The sequence below is a fragment of the Sphaerotilus montanus genome (genome assembly GCF_013410775.1).
GTDB lineage: Bacteria > Pseudomonadota > Gammaproteobacteria > Burkholderiales > Burkholderiaceae_C > Sphaerotilus > Sphaerotilus montanus.
The window spans coordinates 3,848,684-3,866,448 of the sequence record NZ_JACCFH010000001.1; the positions used below are offsets into that span (position 1 = coordinate 3,848,684).

Consider the following 17,765-nt stretch of genomic DNA (forward strand, 5'->3'; position numbering starts at 1 on the left):
CGGCATGACGGCGGTTGCCTTCCATTTCAACGTGCCGGACCGGCGGGCCTACACCTGCCGGTTGCTGCGCAAGGCCTACCGGGCGGGCGCCCGGGTGGTGGTGACAGGCGAGTCGGCGCAACTGGCCGAACTGGACCGGCTGCTGTGGACCTTCGAGGCGCTGGAGTTCATCCCGCACTGGCGCGGGCCATCGGTGAACGAACTGCCCGCCCGCCTGCAATCCACGCCGGTGCTGCTGACGACGGGTCACAGTGCCCGGTTCGGGCACGAGGTGCTGGTCAACCTTGGTCGGGACGTGCCGCAGGCCTACGGGCAGTATGCGCGGGTCATCGAGGTGGTCGGGCGAGATGACTTCGACCGGGATGGAGCCCGTGGCCGCTGGCGCCAGTACAGCGCCGAAGGTTGCCCGATCGAGCGCCACGAGGTGGGCGGATGACCGTGCCGCCGAGAGCCCCGCCGGACGACGTGCCGACCTTGACCGAGGTGGTTCGACCTTCCGATCTGGCGGTGTCCCTGGCGGTCCCGGTTGTACCGATCGAGTCTTCGATCGACGAGGAACGCCTGGCCTTGCAGATCCTGGGCGACGTGCAGGCCAGAGCGGATGCGCTGCTCGAATCCGGATTGCGGGCCTGTCTGCCGCTGTTGCTGGAGCAACTGGTGGAGGGGCTGATCCCGGCGCTGCGGGCCGAGTTGTCATCCGGGTTGGCCGATGCCGTGCGCCAGGCCGTGGCCCGGGAGCTGGCGCAGTCCCGCGCACCCTGAATTCTTAACAGACGGTCTGATCGACGTCCGCTGTGCACCCGGTACATGGGTCAGACGTTATCTGAGGACTTTCCCGATTCGAGGTCCGGCCCGCTGGAGGTGCCTGCCGATTTCGGGTAAGTTCCGCGGCTGAGTTGTTCAAGCCTGTCGTCGGCGGGTCATTTACCTTGTTCCAGAAACTGGAGTTCCATTCCATGAATCACAAGCTCAACGTCGTCATCGCCGCAGTTGCTTTTGCAGCGGTCACCCAGGTCAGCGCCCAGGAAGTGGTCAAGATCGGCCATGTGGGCCCGACCAGCGGCGGCATTGCCCACCTGGGCAAGGACAACGAGAACGGCGCGCGCATGGCGATCGACGAACTCAACGCCAAGGGCGTGTCGATCGGTGGCAAGAAGGTCAAGTTCGAACTGCTGGCCGAAGACGACGGTGGTGACCCGAAGCAGGGCACGGCCGCAGCGCAGAAGCTGGTGGACTCGAAGGTCGTCGGCGTGGTGGGTCACCTGAACTCGGGCACCTCGATCCCGGCGTCGAAGATCTACAGCGACGCGGGCATTCCGCAGATCTCGCCGTCGGCGACGAACCCGAAGTTCACGCGCCAGGGCTTCAAGACGACGTTCCGCGTGGTGGCGGACGACGTGCACCTGGGTGGCACGCTGGGCCGCTACGCCGCCAAGGAGCTGAAGGGCAAGTCGATCGCGGTGATCGATGACCGCACGGCGTATGGCCAGGGCGTGGCCGACGAGTTCGAGAAGGGCGTGAAGGGCGCGGGCGGCAAGACGGTGGCACGCGAGTTCACGAACGACAAGGCGACGGACTTCACCGCGATCTTGACCAACCTGAAGGCCAAGAAGCCGGACATCGTGTTCTTCGGCGGCATGGACGCGGTGGCGGGCCCGATGATCCGCCAGATGAAGCAGCTGGGCATCAAGGCGAAGTTCATGGGCGGCGACGGCATCTGCTCGGGCGAGCTGCCGAAGCTGTCGGGCGGCGCGATGGACGATGGCCAGGTCGTGTGCGCGGAAGCGGGCGGCGTCGAAGGCGAGCAGAAGAAGGGCATGGAAGACTTCAAGGCACGCTTCAAGACGAAGTTCAACGCGGACGTGCAGATCTACGCACCGTACGTGTACGACGCGCTGAACGTGATGGTGGCGGCGATGGAGAAGGCGGGGTCGAGCGATCCGGCGAAGTACCTGCCGGTGCTGGCGAAGACGGCGGGCTACAAGGGCGTGACGGGCAACATCAGTTTCGACGAGAAGGGCGACGTGAAGAACGGCGCGCTGACGATGTTCACCTACAAGGGCGGCAACCGCGAGCAGATCGCCGTCGTGCGCTGATCGGTATTCACTTTCTCAGGAATTGCTGCTATAGTTGCTGTCTTTCCGGAGAGGTGGATGAGCGGTTTAAGTCGCACGCCTGGAAAGCGTGTGTGGGTTAATCCCCACCGCGGGTTCGAATCCCGCCCTCTCCGCCAAGATATATAGCCTGAGTCACACAGACACAGGCAACCAAAAAGCCTCGCAGATCCAATCTGGCGAGGCTTTTTCTTTTGGGACTGTCTTGGCTGCACGGTGCAGAAAAAAGAGGCGCCTTGCGGGCACCTCTTTTTATTCGTTGCACAGGACCTGACGGTCGCCGGTCAGACGCCGGCCAGACGCAAGTTCAGCGATTGCTTTCCTTGACGATGTACCAGTCCGATCCACGGCGTTTCCAGGTCAGCGTTTTCTGACTCTTGTCCGTGAAATCCTTGGACGAGTAGTGCTGTTCGAACTTGGTTTCCACCGTGTCCGGCGACACGGTGCGGCGCTGGACGTTGGCGATCTTCAACTCGACTGCGCCATCCTTCTTGAGCAGCTTGGTGCGATTGGCAAACCACACCGCCCGGGGGACGCCGGCCGGCTGGAATTTCGGATCGTAGAAGCTCAGGTAACGGGTCACGTCCTTGGCTGTCCATGCTCCGACCCAGTCCAGCAGGCGTTGGGACACGGGGGTGGTACTTCCCGCATCGGCCGTGGATGCCGGTACCGGAGCGGAGCGGGATGCCGGCAGTGCGCTCACGGTCGGGCTGGCGGCGGCTGCAATCGGGGCCAGCGTCGAGGTCTGTTGACGGGCGCGGGCATCCAGATCGGCCTTCGATGTCAAGGCCAGATCCGTGGCGCTGATCGGACAGCGCGCCGCAGCGTCGTCACCGGCTTGCCAGTAACGGCCTTCGGCGATGTCGTCCTCGTTGGTGCCCGCGCGTGTCAGACCCAGTGCCGCGACCAGACTGCTGGCGGCGGCATGCGTGCGCGCCTTGGCGATGACCAGATCCAGTTCTGCGTTGGTGTAGGCACGACGTGCGCCGTAGAGTTCATTTTCCGAATTCAGCAGATCCAGCAGGGTGCGCTGACCGATGTCGAATTGCTGGCGGTAGGCGTCCCGCACTTTTTCGCTCGACAGGACATGCCGGTCCAGGTAGCTGAGCTGCTCGGTCAACTTCTGCACATCGTGGTAGGCGATGGCCGCCGTCTGGCGTGCATCACGGCAGGCCTTGTCCCGGGTATCGGCTGCCTGGTTGAGCAGGTTGGCGGCCTGCCGCACGCGCGCCTTGTCCGACCCGCCGTTGTACAGGTTCCAGTTCAGGGCCAGACCGGCCGTGGTGTCGCGTTTCTGGTCCAGCACGCCGTCCAGATTGTTGCCTGCGGCGGCGCGGACACGGGCTTCCACCCGCGGCTGGTACAGGTTGCCCTCCTTCTCGCGTGACTGGGACTGGGCGGCACGGAGATTTTCGACCGCGGCGGCAATGCTGGCGCTGCGTTTGGCAGTCAGCTCCAGCAGGGCTGTCGGCGAGGTGGGCAGGCCCTTCTCCAGGCCTGCTGCGGGCGGCAGATCCACCGGCGGAAGCGATCCGACTATGCGTCGATAGCGCTCGGTCACATCGTGCAGGTTGGAGGTTTCGGTGGAGAGATTCGACTCTGCCAGCGCCAGGCGCGCCGCTGCCTGTTCCAGGTCGACACCGCGGCCCACGCCAGCCCGCACGCGGGACTGGCTCTGCTCCGTCACGTGGCGGTGCTGCACGTAGTTGTCTTCCGCGAGCTTGACCAGACGGCGTGCACGCTGGACGTCCGCATAGGCGCGCACGCTTTCCTGGGCGACCTGCTCGCTGGCATCGATGAACTCGAAGTAGCGCACCAGACGGGCGTGGCCGAGCCGATCGACCTGGTTCATGGTCGCGAAGCCATCCCAGAGCAGTTGCGTGGCCGACAGCGCCACGCCGGTGCTGGTCATGGACTGGTTGGTCGAGCCGATGCGGTCTCGCGTCCGGTTGGCTTCGGCATTCAGGTCCACCCGCGGGTAGTACGCGCCGCGGGCCACATCGACTTCATCGACCGCTGCCCGGAACGCATTGAGTTTCGCGGTCACCTCGGGGTTGGTGGAAATCGCGCGTTGCACCGTGTCCTTGAGCGGGTCGGTCGATTGCGCAAACGCAACCTGACATGCCAAGGCGATCAGGCCGACGACGAGAGGAGAGGCTGCCTTATTCATTGTTTCATTGATCCTTGCGCTGGCCTCCGGAATAGACACATCTACCGTTTGTCACGTCCGATGGTCACTCCCGGGAGACCCGTGGATGAAGGGTGTACTTCCGACGGCTATTTTGCTGTCTCGCCCGCGGATACCTTCGTCTGAGTATTCCACACCACGGATGGCGCGTCCAAGTCATCTGCGTACTAAATCGCGCTCAGTTGTGCCTACCGTCGCAATTCTTGAAGGAAGGCTACGGTTTGGTCCACATCGTGCCGACAACGTCCCCATGCGCGTTGTTGTACCTGTGTCACGGTCTGTAACAGTACCCCCCAGCAAGGGGGGTGTCTGGACACGCGCCTGGTTCACCTGGATCCTGTTGGTGACCGGTTTGTGCGTCGTGCCTGCTGTGGCGCTGGCGTGGGAGGCCGACCGCCTGTTGCAATTGGCCACCCGGCATGGCGGCCAGACGCTCCACCTGGCGCAGTCGCTGAACGAGATGATTCACCAGGTGTCGCGCCAGGACGACGACATCCGCCTGCAGGCCATCAACCAGTTCTTCAACCGGCGCCTGCTGTTTCGCGAAGACATCGAGACGTGGGGCCAGATCGATTACTGGGCCAGTCCCCTCGAATTCATGGAAAAGGGACAGGGGGATTGCGAGGATTACGCGATCGGCAAGTATTTCTCCCTCATCGCTTCGGGCATGCCGCCGACGCGCCTGCGTCTCGTCTACGTCAAGGCCATTTTCGGTGGACAGGCTTCGTTGCAGCAGGCGCACATGGTGCTGGCGTACTACCCGAGTTCCGGCGCGGATCCGCTCATCCTGGACAACCTGATCGGGGACATCCGGCCAGCGTCCCGGCGCCCGGACCTCATTCCGGTGTTCAGTTTCAATTCGGAAGGTCTCTGGCAAGGGACCCAGGGCCCGGGGGCTGGCGACGCTGTGGCGCGCCTGTCCCGGTGGCGCGAAGTGCTGGTCAAAGCAAGAGATCAGGGGTTCCTGTGAACAAATCAAAAAAGGAGTCGGCATGTCGCTGATTCGACAAATCTGGATATTGATCGTCGGCACGATCCTGCTGTCCTGCGCCGGAAGTGTGCTGGTGTCGGTCTGGACGGCCCGGAATTCGCTGGAAACCCAGTTGTCGGTGAAAAACAATGACAACGCCCAGTCGCTGGCGCTGTCTCTGTCGCACCAGGGCGATGATCCGGCACTGCTCGGGATCGCGATTTCGGCGCAGTTTGATACCGGACATTACCAGTCCATCATTCTGCGGGCGCCGGATGGAACGACACGGTACTCCCGCGTCTCGGGCGAGGTTCAGAGCCCGGCTCCTGCGTGGTTCGTCCACCTGGTGCCGATCCGGCCCACGGCGGGTCTGGGGCAGGTGCTCAATGGCTGGGCGCAGATCGGCACGCTCGAGGTCGTCAGCCAGTCGGCCTACGCCTACGCGGGACTCTGGTCTGCCTGCGTCAGCATCACGCTGTGGACCTTTGCCATCGGGCTGGTTGCTGCGACGCTGGGCCATCTCGCGGTGCGGCGTCTGAGGCGGCAGCTCGACGAGGTGGTGCAGCAGGCGGATGCCCTGACCCAGCGCCGTTTCGTGCGCGTGAAGGAGCCCCGCACGCCCGAGCTGCGCCGTGTGGCGCAGGCCATGAACCAGATGGTGGCCCGGATCAACCAGATCTTCTCCGAGCAGGCCGAGCAGGTGGACCAGTTGCGTGTGCAGGCCAGCTGCGACCCGCTGACCGGTATTTCGCACCGGCGCCATTTCCTGGCCAGTTTCGAGGCGCACCTGGGCCGCGAGGACTCGTCGGCATCGGCGCAGCTGGTGCTGGTGCGCGTGCGGCGCCTGGCGGACGTCAACCGCACGCTGGGCCACCAGCGCACCGACCAGATGCTGCGCTCCATCGCCCACGCGCTGGGCGAGTCGAACCAGAACGGGGCGGCGGTCACCTGTTTCGGTCGGCTCAATGGTGCGGACTTCGCGGTGGTGTACCCGCATGCCACCGAGCGCGATGACCAGGCGGTCGAGCTGCTCGAACGGTTGCGCCAGTGCCTGGCCGACACCCCGGGTGTCGCGGTGGTGGTGTCGTCGGTCGGGTGCCGGATCGGCATGCCGATGACCGAGCTGCTGGCCAAGGCCGACATGGGGCTGGCGGAAGCCGAGTCCAAGGGCGATTTCGTCTACATCGCGAACGGGCTGGAGCCCGCGCCGTTGCAAGGTGGTGAGGACACCTGGCGCCGGGCGCTGCAGGCGACGCTGCTGGCGGCACGGGTCCAGCTGATGCAGTTCCCCGTGAGCGACCGGATGGGCGATCTGGTGCACATGGAGTGCCCCATGCGGCTGCAGCTGGAAAACAACGGACCTTTCGAGCCGGCGGCCCGCTGGCTGCCGTTTGCACTGCGCACGGGCATGAGCTGCGATGTGGACATGGCGGCCGTGGCGCTGGCGGTCACGGCGATCGCGTCCGACGGCAAGCCGCGCGGCGTGAACCTGTCACCGCAGTCGCTGGCGCATCCGCAGTTCCTGCCGCGTCTGCGCGAGCGGATCGTGGCGGCCGGTGCGTCGGCACGGAATCTGTGGGTCGAGGTGGACGAATCGGCGCTGGAGCGCCACCCGGAAGCGCTGGTCGAGCTGTGTCGGCAACTGCGCCCGCATGGCGTGCACCTGGGGCTGGAGCATGCCGGCGACCGGTTGTCCTCGATCGGGTTGTTGCTGGAGCCCGGGCTCGACTACGTGAAGATCTCGTCGAGCTGGGCGAGCGGGGTCCGGCACGACACGGCACGCCGCAGCTGGCTGCGCAGTTCGGTGGCGATGCTGCACGGGGTGGGCCTGAAGGTGTTCGTCGAAGGGGTGCAGGACGCCGAGGACCTGCCGGAGCTGTGGGCCTGCGGTGTGGACGGGGTCACCGGACCTGCCGTGAAACTGCCCGAAGCGGGCTGAAACCGACCTGCCCACAACAGGAAAGCCGCCCCGGCTGTCATGGCCGGGGCGGCTTTCCTGCTTGCAGCCGCCCGCCGGGCGGCGGTCAGATGGGTCTCAAGGATCGACGATCAGTTTGCCCTGCGTCAGCATCTTGCTGATGATGTCGGCGTCCGTTGCCGCGGTGTCCAGACCCAGCGAGGTCCGCAGATCGACGCCGGTCAGCACGATGGCCTGGTCTTCCGCAGCGGCGCTGTAGGTGCCACCGGTGAACGACCCGTTCGCGCTGACGTGGATGGTGGTCGATGCCGTGCTGCCGCTGCCGGAGAAGGTGAACTCCAGGTAGTTCTGCAGCGTGCTGGTGTTCTCGCCAGCGAGCAGGTCGCGCAGGTCGATGATGTCGCCGCCGTCGGCGGGCAGGCTGGTGTTGAAGTCGGTGATGGTGTCGACGGCGGGGGCGCCGCTGGTGCCCTGGTCGCTCAGCGTCCAGGCGAAGACATCCGATCCCACGCCGCCGGTGAGCACATCGTTGCCTTGGCCGCCGGTGAGGGTGTCGTTGCCATCGCCGCCGACCAGGGTGTCGTTGCCCCAGCCGCCGAACAGGGCGTCGTTGCCGAGCAGTCCGGACAGGTTGTCGTTGCCGTCCCCGCCGATCATGTAGTCGTTGCCAGCACTGCCGACGAGGATGTCGTCGCTGCTGTTGCCGACGTGGGTCGCCGTGGGAACGTTCTCGCTGTTGACCACCGACGAGGTGGACGTGCCGACATTGACGACGATCTGGGCGTGCTGCGTGTCGCCGTCCTTGTCTGCGACGACGTAGGAGAGTACCTCGGTCTGCGTGGCCATTGCCAGGCTGGCCGGCACACGGTATTCATAGCTGCCGTCGTCCAGATCGATATAGAACTTGCCGCCTGCACTGGTTGTGACCACCAGCGTCTTGGTGGCCAAGACGTAGGCGTAATGGCCGGTTCCACCACTCACGGTAATGGGGTTACTGCTGCTATTGGCGGTGTCATAGGCATACGTCACGCCATCAACGGTCACCGACTGGACATTGCCCTTGTCGGCGCCGACCTGGCCGCCCGCACGGAAGGTGCCGCCCGCACTAAGGTCACCGGACGGAATCGGCACAGTGTTTTTCAGCACCGCACTGAGTTGGGCAAGGTCAGTGACCACGACTGCATTGGCCTCGCTGCCTCCAGTCGTCGTGCCATTCCATGCCACTGGATCCAGCTTGGACTGACCAACACCGTCGGCGATGCCGATGGCGTAGGAGGTGATGTTGTTGGTGTTGAGGAATGTCTTCCATGATGACTCCTCGGATGGGTTCATTCCTTCGCTGCCGGCCGGGCGGTTGGGATTTCCATCCGAGAGGAAATATGCAACGGTTTGAGCGGCGGGCAAACTGCCTGCCGTACCGAAGGCGGCGGTAGCAGCCGCGATGGCTACGTCATAGTTTGTGATGCCGCCTGGAATTCCGTTCACTGTGGAGATGGCGTCCAGCACCAGCTTGGCTTGCGCGAGCGTGAGCCACGCGTTGCCCTGGTCGGTGGCCGCATTGGCGAAGGACACCAGACGCACCCGGACGCTGCCGAACTCGCTGTAGGCCTCCATCAGGTTGTTGATGGCAGCCTTGGCCACATCCAGCCGGGTCTGTCCTGCCAGCACACCTGTTTCGATGTTGGTCAGCATCGAGCCTGAGGTGTCCAGCGTGATGAGCAGATTGGTGTCCTGCAGCTTGACGCTGCTGGTTTGCGTCACCAGTGCGGCGGGAGAGTCGTCTTCAATGCGCACGCTGACCGTGCCTGGACTGCTGAGCACGCCGTCGCTGACGACGACTCCGAAATCCAGTTGCAGCGAATCCTCGCCTGCCGAGGGATGGTCGATCTGGCCCAGCAGTTTTACGGTGTAGGCCCCTGTGTTGTCGATTGTTGCGGTAAGAATCTCCGGACCGCTGTCCGCGCGTCCTACGAGCGTCTGTGTGCCTTGTCCGGTCCAGGAAATGCCAATGCCGTTTTGCGTGTAATTCGCCGTGACCGGCGACCACACCACCGTCATCGGACTGCCTTCGACGTCGCTCAGACCGATCTGTCCGGTGTTGACGACCAGATTGGTGGTGTCGACGTTGCCGGTCGTGTCGGCCAGACCGCCGGTCAGCCCTTCCTCGGACAGCGGCGTCACGGCGCCAGCCGTCACGATCGGTGCGTCGTTGACCGGGTTGATGGTCAGCGTCAGCGTGCCGTTCACCGGGTTGGCGCCGTCCGTCACCGTGTAGGTGATGACCGGCACCGGTCCGTCGTAGTTGGGCAGCGGGTTGAAGGTGTAGACGCCGGTCGGCGCGATCGTGATGGTGCCGACGCCAGGGATGGTGGCCGTCGTGCCCGGCACATAGGGTGTGCCGCCGACGCTGAAGCCGGTGACGGTCAGCGGGTCGCCGTTGGCATCGGTGTCGTTGGTCAGGACCGAGCCGGTGATCGGCGTGTCCTCGTCACCGCGGCCGGTGTCGGGGAGTGCCACGGGCGCGACGTCATCGTCCGCGATGGTGGCCGTGCCCGTGCTGGTGGGCGACCGCGTGGCGCCTGCGGTGGTGGTGGCGGTCAGCGTGAAGGCTTCCGAGGGCTCGATCGCCTTGTCGTTGTTCAATGGCGTGCGCACCAGCAGCGTCGTGGTGTTCGGCGCGAAGGTGGCGGTGGTGGCGTCCACCCAGGTTGCGCCGCCGTCGATCGACACCTGCAGGTTGTTCCCGCCGGTGCTGCCGTAGTCCACGCCCAGGCCCTTGGCGCTGCCGTCGGTCAGCGCCAGACCCACGGTGGTGGCGGTGGTGGACGGGTTGCTCAGGGTCAGCGTGAACACCGCATGGCCGCCAGCGAGGTTTTCCACCACGGTCGGGCTGTCGATGGTCAGGCTCGGCGTGTCGTTGTCGGGTGTCACGCCGGGCGGGACCGGGCCGGTGCCGTCGTCCTTGATCGTACCCAGCCCGATGCCATCGGCGATGGTGGCATTGGCCGGCGCAGACAGGTTGATGGTGAAGGTTTCGCTGCCTTCGTAGACGATGTCGTTCAGGATGGGAACGGTGATGGTCTGGCTGGTCTGGCCGGGAGCGAAGGTCAGCGTATCCGCCACGGCGGTGTAGTCCAGACCGGCCGTGGCGGTGCCGTCGGCGCTTGCATAGGCGATCGTCACCGGCATCTTGGCGGCGTTGGTGAGCGTGACCGTGAAGGTGGCGGTGCCCGCGGCTTCGTTGACGACGACGTCGTTGATCGACGCGGCCGGGGTGTCGTTGTCCGGGGTGACGCCGGGCGGGACCGGGCCGGTGCCATCGTCCAGGATGGTGCCGACGCCGGTGCCGTCCTTCGTGCTGTCCACGCCCGCGCCCGCGGCGGTCACGGTGGCATTGGTCGGGTCGGTCAGCACGATCTGGAAGGTTTCCGCACCTTCATAGACGGTGTCGTTCTTCAGTGGCACGTCGATGGTCTTGCTCAGTTCGCCCGGAGCGAAGGTCAGCGTGCCCAGCACGGCGTCGTAGTCGAAGCCCGCTTCGGCCGTGCCGTTGACGCTGCTGTACTTGACGGTGACCGGCAGGTCGGACGGGTTGGACAGCGTCACCGTGAAGCTGGCCTTCGAGGCGGCTTCGTTGACCTGCACGTCGTTGATGGTGACCAGCGGGCGGTCGTCGTCCGGCGTGACGCCGGGCGGGACGGGGCCGGTGCCGTCATCCTTGATCGTGCCCAGACCAAGCGGATCGCCGAGGACGACGTTGCTGCTGGGGTTGTTCAGGGTGACGTCGAAGGTCTCGCTGCCTTCATAGACGGTGTCGTTCAGGATGGGAACGGTGATCGACTTGCTGGTCTCGCCCGGCGCGAAGGTCAGGGTTCCGGTGGTGGCGCTGTAGTCGAGACCGGCTTTGGCGGTGCCGTCGGAGGTCGCGAAGCCCAGGGTGATCGGCGTGGTGGCCGTGCCGGCCAGGGTCACGGTGAAGGTGGCCGTGCCGGCACCTTCGTTGACGATCACGTCGTTGACGGTGGCGCGCGGCCGGTCGTCGGTGGGCGTGACGCCGGGCGGCACGGTGCCGGTGCCGTCGTCCATGATGGTGCCGATGCCGGTGTCGTCGGCGATGAGGGCGTTGACGCTCGGGCTGGTGAGCTGGATCTTGAAGGTCTCCGCACCTTCATAGACCAGATCGTCGGTGATGGGGACGGAGATGGTCCTGGTCAGCTCGCCCGGGGCGAAGGTCAGCGTGCCGGAGACGGCGCCGTAGTCGCTGCCACTGGTGGCGGTGTCGTTGACGCTGGCGTAGCGGACCGTGACGGCGGTCGAGGACGCGCTGGACAGCGTCACGGTGAAAGTGGCGGTGCCGGTGGCTTCGTTGACCGTCTGGTCGTCGATGCGCAGCGTCGGCAGGTCGTAGACGGTGGCGGTGCCGGTGGCGCTGGCATTGGAGGTGCCGTCCGCCGGTGCCGTGGTCGTGGCCTTGAGCGTGAAGGTCTCGCCGCTGTCGTCGAGTGCATCGGCGACCAGCGGGGTGCGCACCAGCACGCTGGTCTTGCCGGCGGCGAAGGTGGCGGTGGTGGCGTCGGTCCAGGTGGTGCCACCGTCGGTGGAGACCTGCAGATTGCCGGCACCGGCGCTGCCGTAGTCCACGCCGCCGCCCTTGGCGGTTCCGTCGGCCAGCGCCAGCGCGACCGTGGTGGCCAGGCCCGAGGCCTTGTCCAGTGTCACGTTGAAGACCGCAAAGCCGGAGGTCTCGGGCAGGTTCAGGTCGGTGACGGCGAGTTTGGGGGCGTCCTTGTTGACGCCATCGTCGAGCAGCCCGTCGTCGGCGATTTCCGTGAGCACGCTGGCATGCGCGGTGTCGATGACCGTGCCGGCGGGCGCTGCCAGCTGGACGGTGAAGGCTTCCTTGCCCTCCAGCACGTCGTCATTGGTGATCGGCACCAGAACCGTCTTGCTGGTTTCGCCAGGGGCAAACGTCAGCACCTGGTTCACGGCGGTGTAGTCGCTGCCCGCCAGGGCGACGCCTTCGACGGTCTTGACCGTGACGCTCACGGGGACGGTGGCCGCATGGTTCAGCGTGACCGTGTAGGTGGCGTTGCCGATGGCCTCGTCGACGGCTGCAGGGCCGGCGATCGACACGAGCGGGACGTCCTCGATGGTGCCGGTGCCGTACACGGGGGCCGGGTCGGCGGGTGCCTTGACATCGAGGAAGATGGTTTCGCTGGTTTCCGGATCCGAGTCCGGCAGCGTCGGCACCCGCACGATGAGCGTGTCGGTGCCCGGCGGGACGGTGACCTTGCCGTCCGTGACCGTGGTGAAGGTCTTGCCGCCGTCGAAGGAGACTTCCAGCGGGCCGGTGTCCGCGCCCACGGTGCCGGAGCCGGAGCGTGGCGTCACGTCGAGCACGGTCGGCGTGGTGGAGGTGGTGGTCAGCGTGATGGTGAAATCCAGCGGCTCGCCTTCCCGGGCCGCCGGGCTGGAGACGGTGCCGACACGCGGCCGGTCGTCGTCGGTGCCACCGGTGCCGCGACCGTCGTCCTGGATCGTGCCGAGCACGTCCGGGGTCGGCAGGCCGGCGTTGACCGGTTCGCTCAGGGTGAGCTTGAAGGTCTCGTCACCTTCGTAGACCGTGTCGTTCAGGATGGGGACCGCGATGGTCTTGCTCGTCTCGCCCGGTGCGAAGGTGATCAGCCCCGTCACCGGGGTGTAGTCGGCGCCACCGGTCGCTGTGCCGTCTGCCGTGGTGTAGCGCACCGTGACGGGCTCCTTCGACGCATTGGACAGCGTCACGGTGAACACGGCCTGTCCGGCCCCTTCATTGACGGTGACGGGGTTCACGGCCTGGATGTAGGGCAGCTGGTCGACGATGGTCGCCACGCCGACCGGGTCCGCGACGTTGACGTTGCCGGCCAGCAGCGTGGTCGTCAGGGTGAAGCCCTCGTCGGGCTCGTAGGTGGAGTCGCTGGTGATCGGCGTGCGCACCAGGGCGCTCTGCATCCCCGCCGGGATCGTCACGCTGGTCGCCGGGGTCCAGGTCGCGCCGTTGTCGAGCGAGACTTCCAGGTTCTGCGGGGTGCCGGCGGTGCCGTAGTCGATGCCGCCGCCCTGGGCCGTGCCGTCCGTCAGGGCCAGGCCGAGCGTGGTGGCGCTGTCGGAGCTGCGTGCGAGCGTGACGGTGAAGACCGCGTGGCCAGCGTCTTCCTTGACCGTCACATCGGCCACCGACGCGACCGGCGCTGCCAGCCCGGTTCCCGTCACGCTGGCCGCCGCATTGCTTGCGCGCTCGGCCGCGGAGAAGTCGAAGTCCGCGGGGCTGACCACCTCGATGACCCGCCCGACCCGTTCCGCGCCGTTGAGCGAGCCGTCCTCGCCACCGGACAGGCCGGTGCCGGTCGGCTCCAGGCCGTCACGGTCCACCGGCACGCGGGCCAGGCGATCGCCTTCGGCCTCCAGTTGCACGATGCCGTTCTGCGAGGTCAGGATCACATAGCCCTTGCGGACCATCTCGCCGACCTTCAGCTCGCGCACGGTGCCGTCCGGCGTGCGCACGACGGCGTCGCCCCAGATCCCCACGACCATGCCCTCCGGCAGGCGGGCCGGCACATAGTTCGGATCCAGCGTCAGGCGCTGCAGGCTCTGCAGCAGGCCGGCCTTGCCGGAGAGCAGGGCCGATTTCAGGGTCGGAGCTTGGGTGGCAGCCATGGGGGATCTTTCAGTTCGACGAGGCGATCTCGCCAGAATAGAGCAAACCGGGTTTCACTAACGCATCAAATGCGTCAATAAACGTGATTTGATTCACTCGGAAATGCATTCCGGCAAGGATAACGAAGCCGGTGCGGTACCAGTGTCGGGTGCAAGAAAAAGCCCCTCGATCGAGGGGCTTGGTGCTGGAAAAATGATGAATTCGTGTCAACGTTCACGCAATGCGTAGGCCTTGGCCTTCAGAACCGGTTTGAGCAGATAGGACAGCACGGTTTTCTTGCCGGTCAGGATGTCGATTTCCGCCGTCATGCCCGGGATGATGGGCTGGTTTTCGCTGAAGCGCGGCTGCGCGGTGCGGACCTTGACGATGTAGAAGGCGTTGCCTTTCTCGTCGATCTGGGTGTCCGGGCTGATGTTCTCGACCTTGGCCTCCAGGCCGCCGTAGATCGAGAAGTCGTAGGCGGTGAACTTGACCGTGGCGGTCTGGTTCGGGTGCAGGAAGGCGATGTCCTTCGGCTGCACCTTGGCTTCCAGCACCAGCGCGTCGTCGACCGGCACGATCTCGACGATGTCCTTGCCCGGCTGCACCACGCCGCCCACCGTGTTGGCCAGCAGCCGCTGCACGCGACCACGCACGGGCGACCGGACGCTGGACTTGTCCACCTTGTCCACCAGCGCGGCCGCGCCCTGGTTCATGGCGTTGAGCTTGCCGAGCACGTCCGAGAGATCGCGCCGCGCCTCGTTGCGGAAGGTGAGTTCCATCTCCTGCGCCTTGCGCCGCGATTCGCCGATCGCCGCCTGTGCACGGCCCATGCTCGCGGCGGCCTGTTCCATCTCGCCGCGGTACCGGCTGATCTCGCGCTCCAGACGCAGCACCTCGACCTCGGACACCGCACCCGTGGCCAGCAGCGGCTTGGTGCGGCGCAGCTCGTTCTGGGAAATCTCGATCGAGCGCTGGGCGGACGAGCGCCGCGCCTGCGCCTCGGAGACTTCCTGCTGGCGCTGCGCTCCCTGCTGCTGCACGACCGACAGCATCGACTGCAGCTCGGACACTCTGGACAGGTAGAGGTTGCGCTCCTCCGCGATGATCCGGTCCTCGTCGGGGCCGCCATTGCCCGGCGGCGGCTTGAAGGCGCCGCCCTCGGCCAGCGACTTCAGGCGCGCTTCCTTGACCTTGAGCGCGAAGACGGTGGCCGCGCTTTCGTTGACACCCGAGGTGGCCCGTGTCTCGTCGACCTTGAGCAGCAGCTGGCCGGCCTCGACCTCCTGGCCTTCCTTGACCAGGATCTCGGACACCACACCGCCATCGAGCGACTGCACCACCTGCAGCTGGCGCGAGGGGATGACCCGGCCGTCGCCCTTGGTCACCTCGTCGATCTCGGCGAACGCGGCCCAGACGATCAGCAGCACCACGATGACCACCGCGGCGCGCACGATCTGCTGCGCCCGGGCGGTCTTCTGGCTAGACATGATGTCTTCGGCTTCGTGTTCGAAGTCGCGCAGGCCTTGCGGTCCGGCGCCATCGGCCACAGTCTTGCCGAACAGGCCGCGGGCGAGGGCGCCCAGCCGGTCGGACCAGCGGCTGGCCGCCTCCGGGCCGTTGGCGGCGTCCTGTCGGGGATTGGGGGTGTTGTTGCTCATGCAGCCCTCGCGATGCGGCCCGCTTGCAGGGCTTCCAGGATGCGGTCGCGCGGACCGTCGGCGACGACCTTGCCCTGGTCGACCACGATGACGCGGTCCACCAGCGCCAGCATCGAGGTGCGGTGCGTGACGAGCACGACCGTCTTGCCCTGGGCGAACTCGGTGACCTTGCGGGTGACCTGCGCCTCGGTGGAGAAGTCCATCGCGCTGGTCGGCTCGTCCAGCAGCAGCAGCGGCGCGTTGTGCAGCACGGCGCGCGCCAGCCCGACGCTCTGCCGCTGACCGCCCGAGAGCAGCTCGCCGCGCTCGCCCACCGGCATGTCGAAGCCACGCGGGTGGCGGTTGACGAACTCGGTCATGCAGGCGGTCTCGGCGGCGGCCAGCACGGCGGTCTCGTCGGCGTAGGGCAGGCCCATCGTGATGTTCTCGCGCAGCGAGCCGTAGAACAGCGTCACGTCCTGCGAGACATAGCCGAGGTTGCGGCGGACATCGGCCGGATCCAGCTGGCGCAGGTCGATGCCGTCGAGCAGCACGGCGCCCGAGGTCGGCTGGTAGAGGCCGAGCATCAGCTTCTGCAGCGTCGTCTTGCCCGAACCCACGCGGCCGATCAGCGCCACGCGCTCGCCCTGCTGGATGCGGAAACTGATGCCATCGAGCACCGGGTCATCGCGGCCCGGATAGGCGAACTTGATGTCGCGGAACTCGATGTCGCCCTTCAGCTCGCGCCGGTGCAGGAAGTGCTGGCCGGCCTCGCGCTCGACCGGGTTGGCCATCACCTTGTTGAGCGACTCCAGCGCGGTGCGGGCGCCCTGGTACTGCATCAGCAAGCCAACGATCTGGCCGGCTGGTGCCAGCGCGCGCGAACTCAGCGTGGTGCAGGCGATCAGCGCACCCATCGTCAGCTCGCGCTGCGAGATCAGGTAGACGCCGATCAGCACGATGCTGAGGTTGACGACCTGGGCCAGCCAGTTGGTGCCGTAGCTGGCGGTGCTGGACAGCGCCCGCATGCGGACATTGGTCTGGGCGAGGAACTGGTTGGCGCGCTCCCAGCGGGCCTGGATGACACTTTCTGCGGCCTGGGTCTTGATGGTCTCGATGCCGGTCAGGGCCTCGACCAGCGTGGCGTTGCGCTGGGCGCTGGCCTGGTAGGTCGACTCCGAGAGTTCATGCAGGCGCTGCTGCAGCACGTAGCCGATGCCCAGGATCAGCACGAAGGCCAGCAGCACCGGCAGCACCATCCACGGCGAGATCCACGCCATCACGCCGAGGAAGATCAGCGCGAAGGGCAGGTCGATCAGCGCGGTCACCGTGCTCGACGCGATGAAGTCGCGCACCGATTCGAAGCCGCGCAGGTTCGACGCGAAGGAACCGACCGACTGCGGCCGGTGCTCCAGCCGCATCCCCAGCACCCGCTCCATCAGCACCGAGGACAGCTGCACGTCGATCCGCGCGCTCGCCTCGTCGACGAAGTGGCTGCGCAGCTTGCGCATGTAGAAGTCCGCCAGCAGCACCAGCATCAGCCCGAGTGCCAGCACCCAGAGCGTCTCGATCGCGTGGTTGGGCACCACCCGGTCATAGACATTCATCGTGAAAATCGGGAAGGCCAGCGCGAACAGGTTGATCAGGAAGGCGGCCCACAGCACGTCGCGGTAGACCAGCCGCTGGCTGGCGATGGCGCTCCAGAACCAGTGGCCCTTGGTGGTGGCGCGGACTTCGGGCGTGCGCTCGTCGAAGCGGAAATGCGGGCGCACGTAGAGCACGACACCGCTGTAACGCCGCGCCAGGTCCTTGCGCGCCATCACGACTGCGCCCTGGCCGGTCTCGGGCATCAGCACGCGGGCGTCGCCCTCGGCGGTCCAGCCCAGCAGCACGCAGGCATCGTTGCCACGCAGGATCAGCACGGCGGGCAGCGTGGCGGCGTCGATCCTGTTCGGCTTGACACGCTGCAGCTTGCTGAACATGCCGGCGCGCTGGGCGGCGCGTTCGGCCAGGCTCAGCGTGAGGCGGCCGTCCTGCAGCGGCAGGCCGGCCGACAGCGAGGCCCGCGACGCGTTGACGCCGTGCAGGCGGCAGACTTCGAGCAGGCAGTCCAGCAGCGGGTCCGGGTTGAGCAGGTCCTCGCGCAGGCGCTCCGTGGCCGCGTCGCGGGCGGCGGGGGCCGGTCTGGCGGGGGCGGCCGCCACGGAGGCAGGCGCCGGCTGGGGCGCTCCGGGGGCGCCAGGTCGAGGCAGTGTCATG

The 17,765-nt window shown here is 66.4% G+C and carries 9 protein-coding genes and 1 tRNA gene; 6 read left to right on the top strand and 4 right to left on the bottom strand.

From position 1 onward, the window contains the following. Nucleotides 1-4: 4 nt before the first annotated feature. The 4 genes from BDD16_RS17520 (at nt 5) to BDD16_RS17535 (ending at nt 2,233) form a co-directional block, all read left to right on the top strand. On the top strand, nt 5-436 hold the full coding sequence (locus BDD16_RS17520; RefSeq protein WP_179635120.1) for a DNA polymerase III subunit chi: 432 nt from the start codon (nt 5-7) through the stop codon (nt 434-436). Beyond that, entirely contained in the window at nt 433-762 is a 330-nt protein-coding gene (locus BDD16_RS17525; RefSeq protein ID WP_179635121.1) for a hypothetical protein, read from the top strand. The genes BDD16_RS17520 and BDD16_RS17525 overlap by 4 nt, the downstream gene beginning before the upstream one ends. 194 nt (nt 763-956) lie before the next feature. Further along, the gene (locus tag BDD16_RS17530) at nt 957-2,096 is read left to right on the top strand and encodes a branched-chain amino acid ABC transporter substrate-binding protein (RefSeq protein WP_179635122.1); all 1,140 of its coding nucleotides are present in this window, start codon (nt 957-959) and stop codon (nt 2,094-2,096) included. Nucleotides 2,097-2,143: 47 nt separating this feature from the next. Next, a tRNA-Ser gene (locus BDD16_RS17535) sits at nt 2,144-2,233 on the top strand. 188 nt (nt 2,234-2,421) lie between these two features. Here the strand turns inward: BDD16_RS17535 and BDD16_RS17540 are convergent. Then, nucleotides 2,422-4,323, bottom strand: a complete 1,902-nt coding sequence (locus BDD16_RS17540; RefSeq protein ID WP_310732774.1) for a TolC family outer membrane protein — start codon at nt 4,321-4,323, stop codon at nt 2,422-2,424. Between the two features lie 229 nt (nt 4,324-4,552). Here BDD16_RS17540 and BDD16_RS17545 point away from each other — a divergent pair, with 229 nt between their 5' ends. Then, nucleotides 4,553-5,272 (top strand): transglutaminase-like cysteine peptidase, encoded by a 720-nt coding sequence (locus tag BDD16_RS17545; RefSeq protein ID WP_179635123.1) that lies wholly within the window; start codon nt 4,553-4,555, stop codon nt 5,270-5,272. 22 nt (nt 5,273-5,294) lie between these two features. Beyond that, nucleotides 5,295-7,211 carry a bifunctional diguanylate cyclase/phosphodiesterase gene (locus tag BDD16_RS17550; protein WP_179635124.1) on the top strand — a complete coding sequence of 639 codons (1,917 nt, stop codon included), beginning with the start codon at nt 5,295-5,297 and terminating at the stop codon, nt 7,209-7,211. Between the two features lie 96 nt (nt 7,212-7,307). On the opposite strand, the gene BDD16_RS17555 is transcribed toward BDD16_RS17550, so the two are convergent. From BDD16_RS17555 to BDD16_RS17565, 3 genes are all read right to left on the bottom strand, one after another. Further along, on the bottom strand, nt 7,308-13,886 hold the full coding sequence (locus BDD16_RS17555; protein ID WP_179635125.1) for a Calx-beta domain-containing protein: 6,579 nt from the start codon (nt 13,884-13,886) through the stop codon (nt 7,308-7,310). A gap of 207 nt (nt 13,887-14,093) precedes the next feature. After that, entirely contained in the window at nt 14,094-15,527 is a 1,434-nt protein-coding gene (locus BDD16_RS17560) for an HlyD family type I secretion periplasmic adaptor subunit (protein ID WP_179635126.1), read from the bottom strand. Beyond that, a complete protein-coding gene (locus BDD16_RS17565; protein WP_179635127.1) occupies nt 15,524-17,764 on the bottom strand; it encodes a type I secretion system permease/ATPase in 2,241 nt (746 codons plus the stop codon). Before BDD16_RS17565 ends, BDD16_RS17560 begins: the two co-directional genes overlap by 4 nt. Nucleotide 17,765 lies beyond the last annotated feature (1 nt).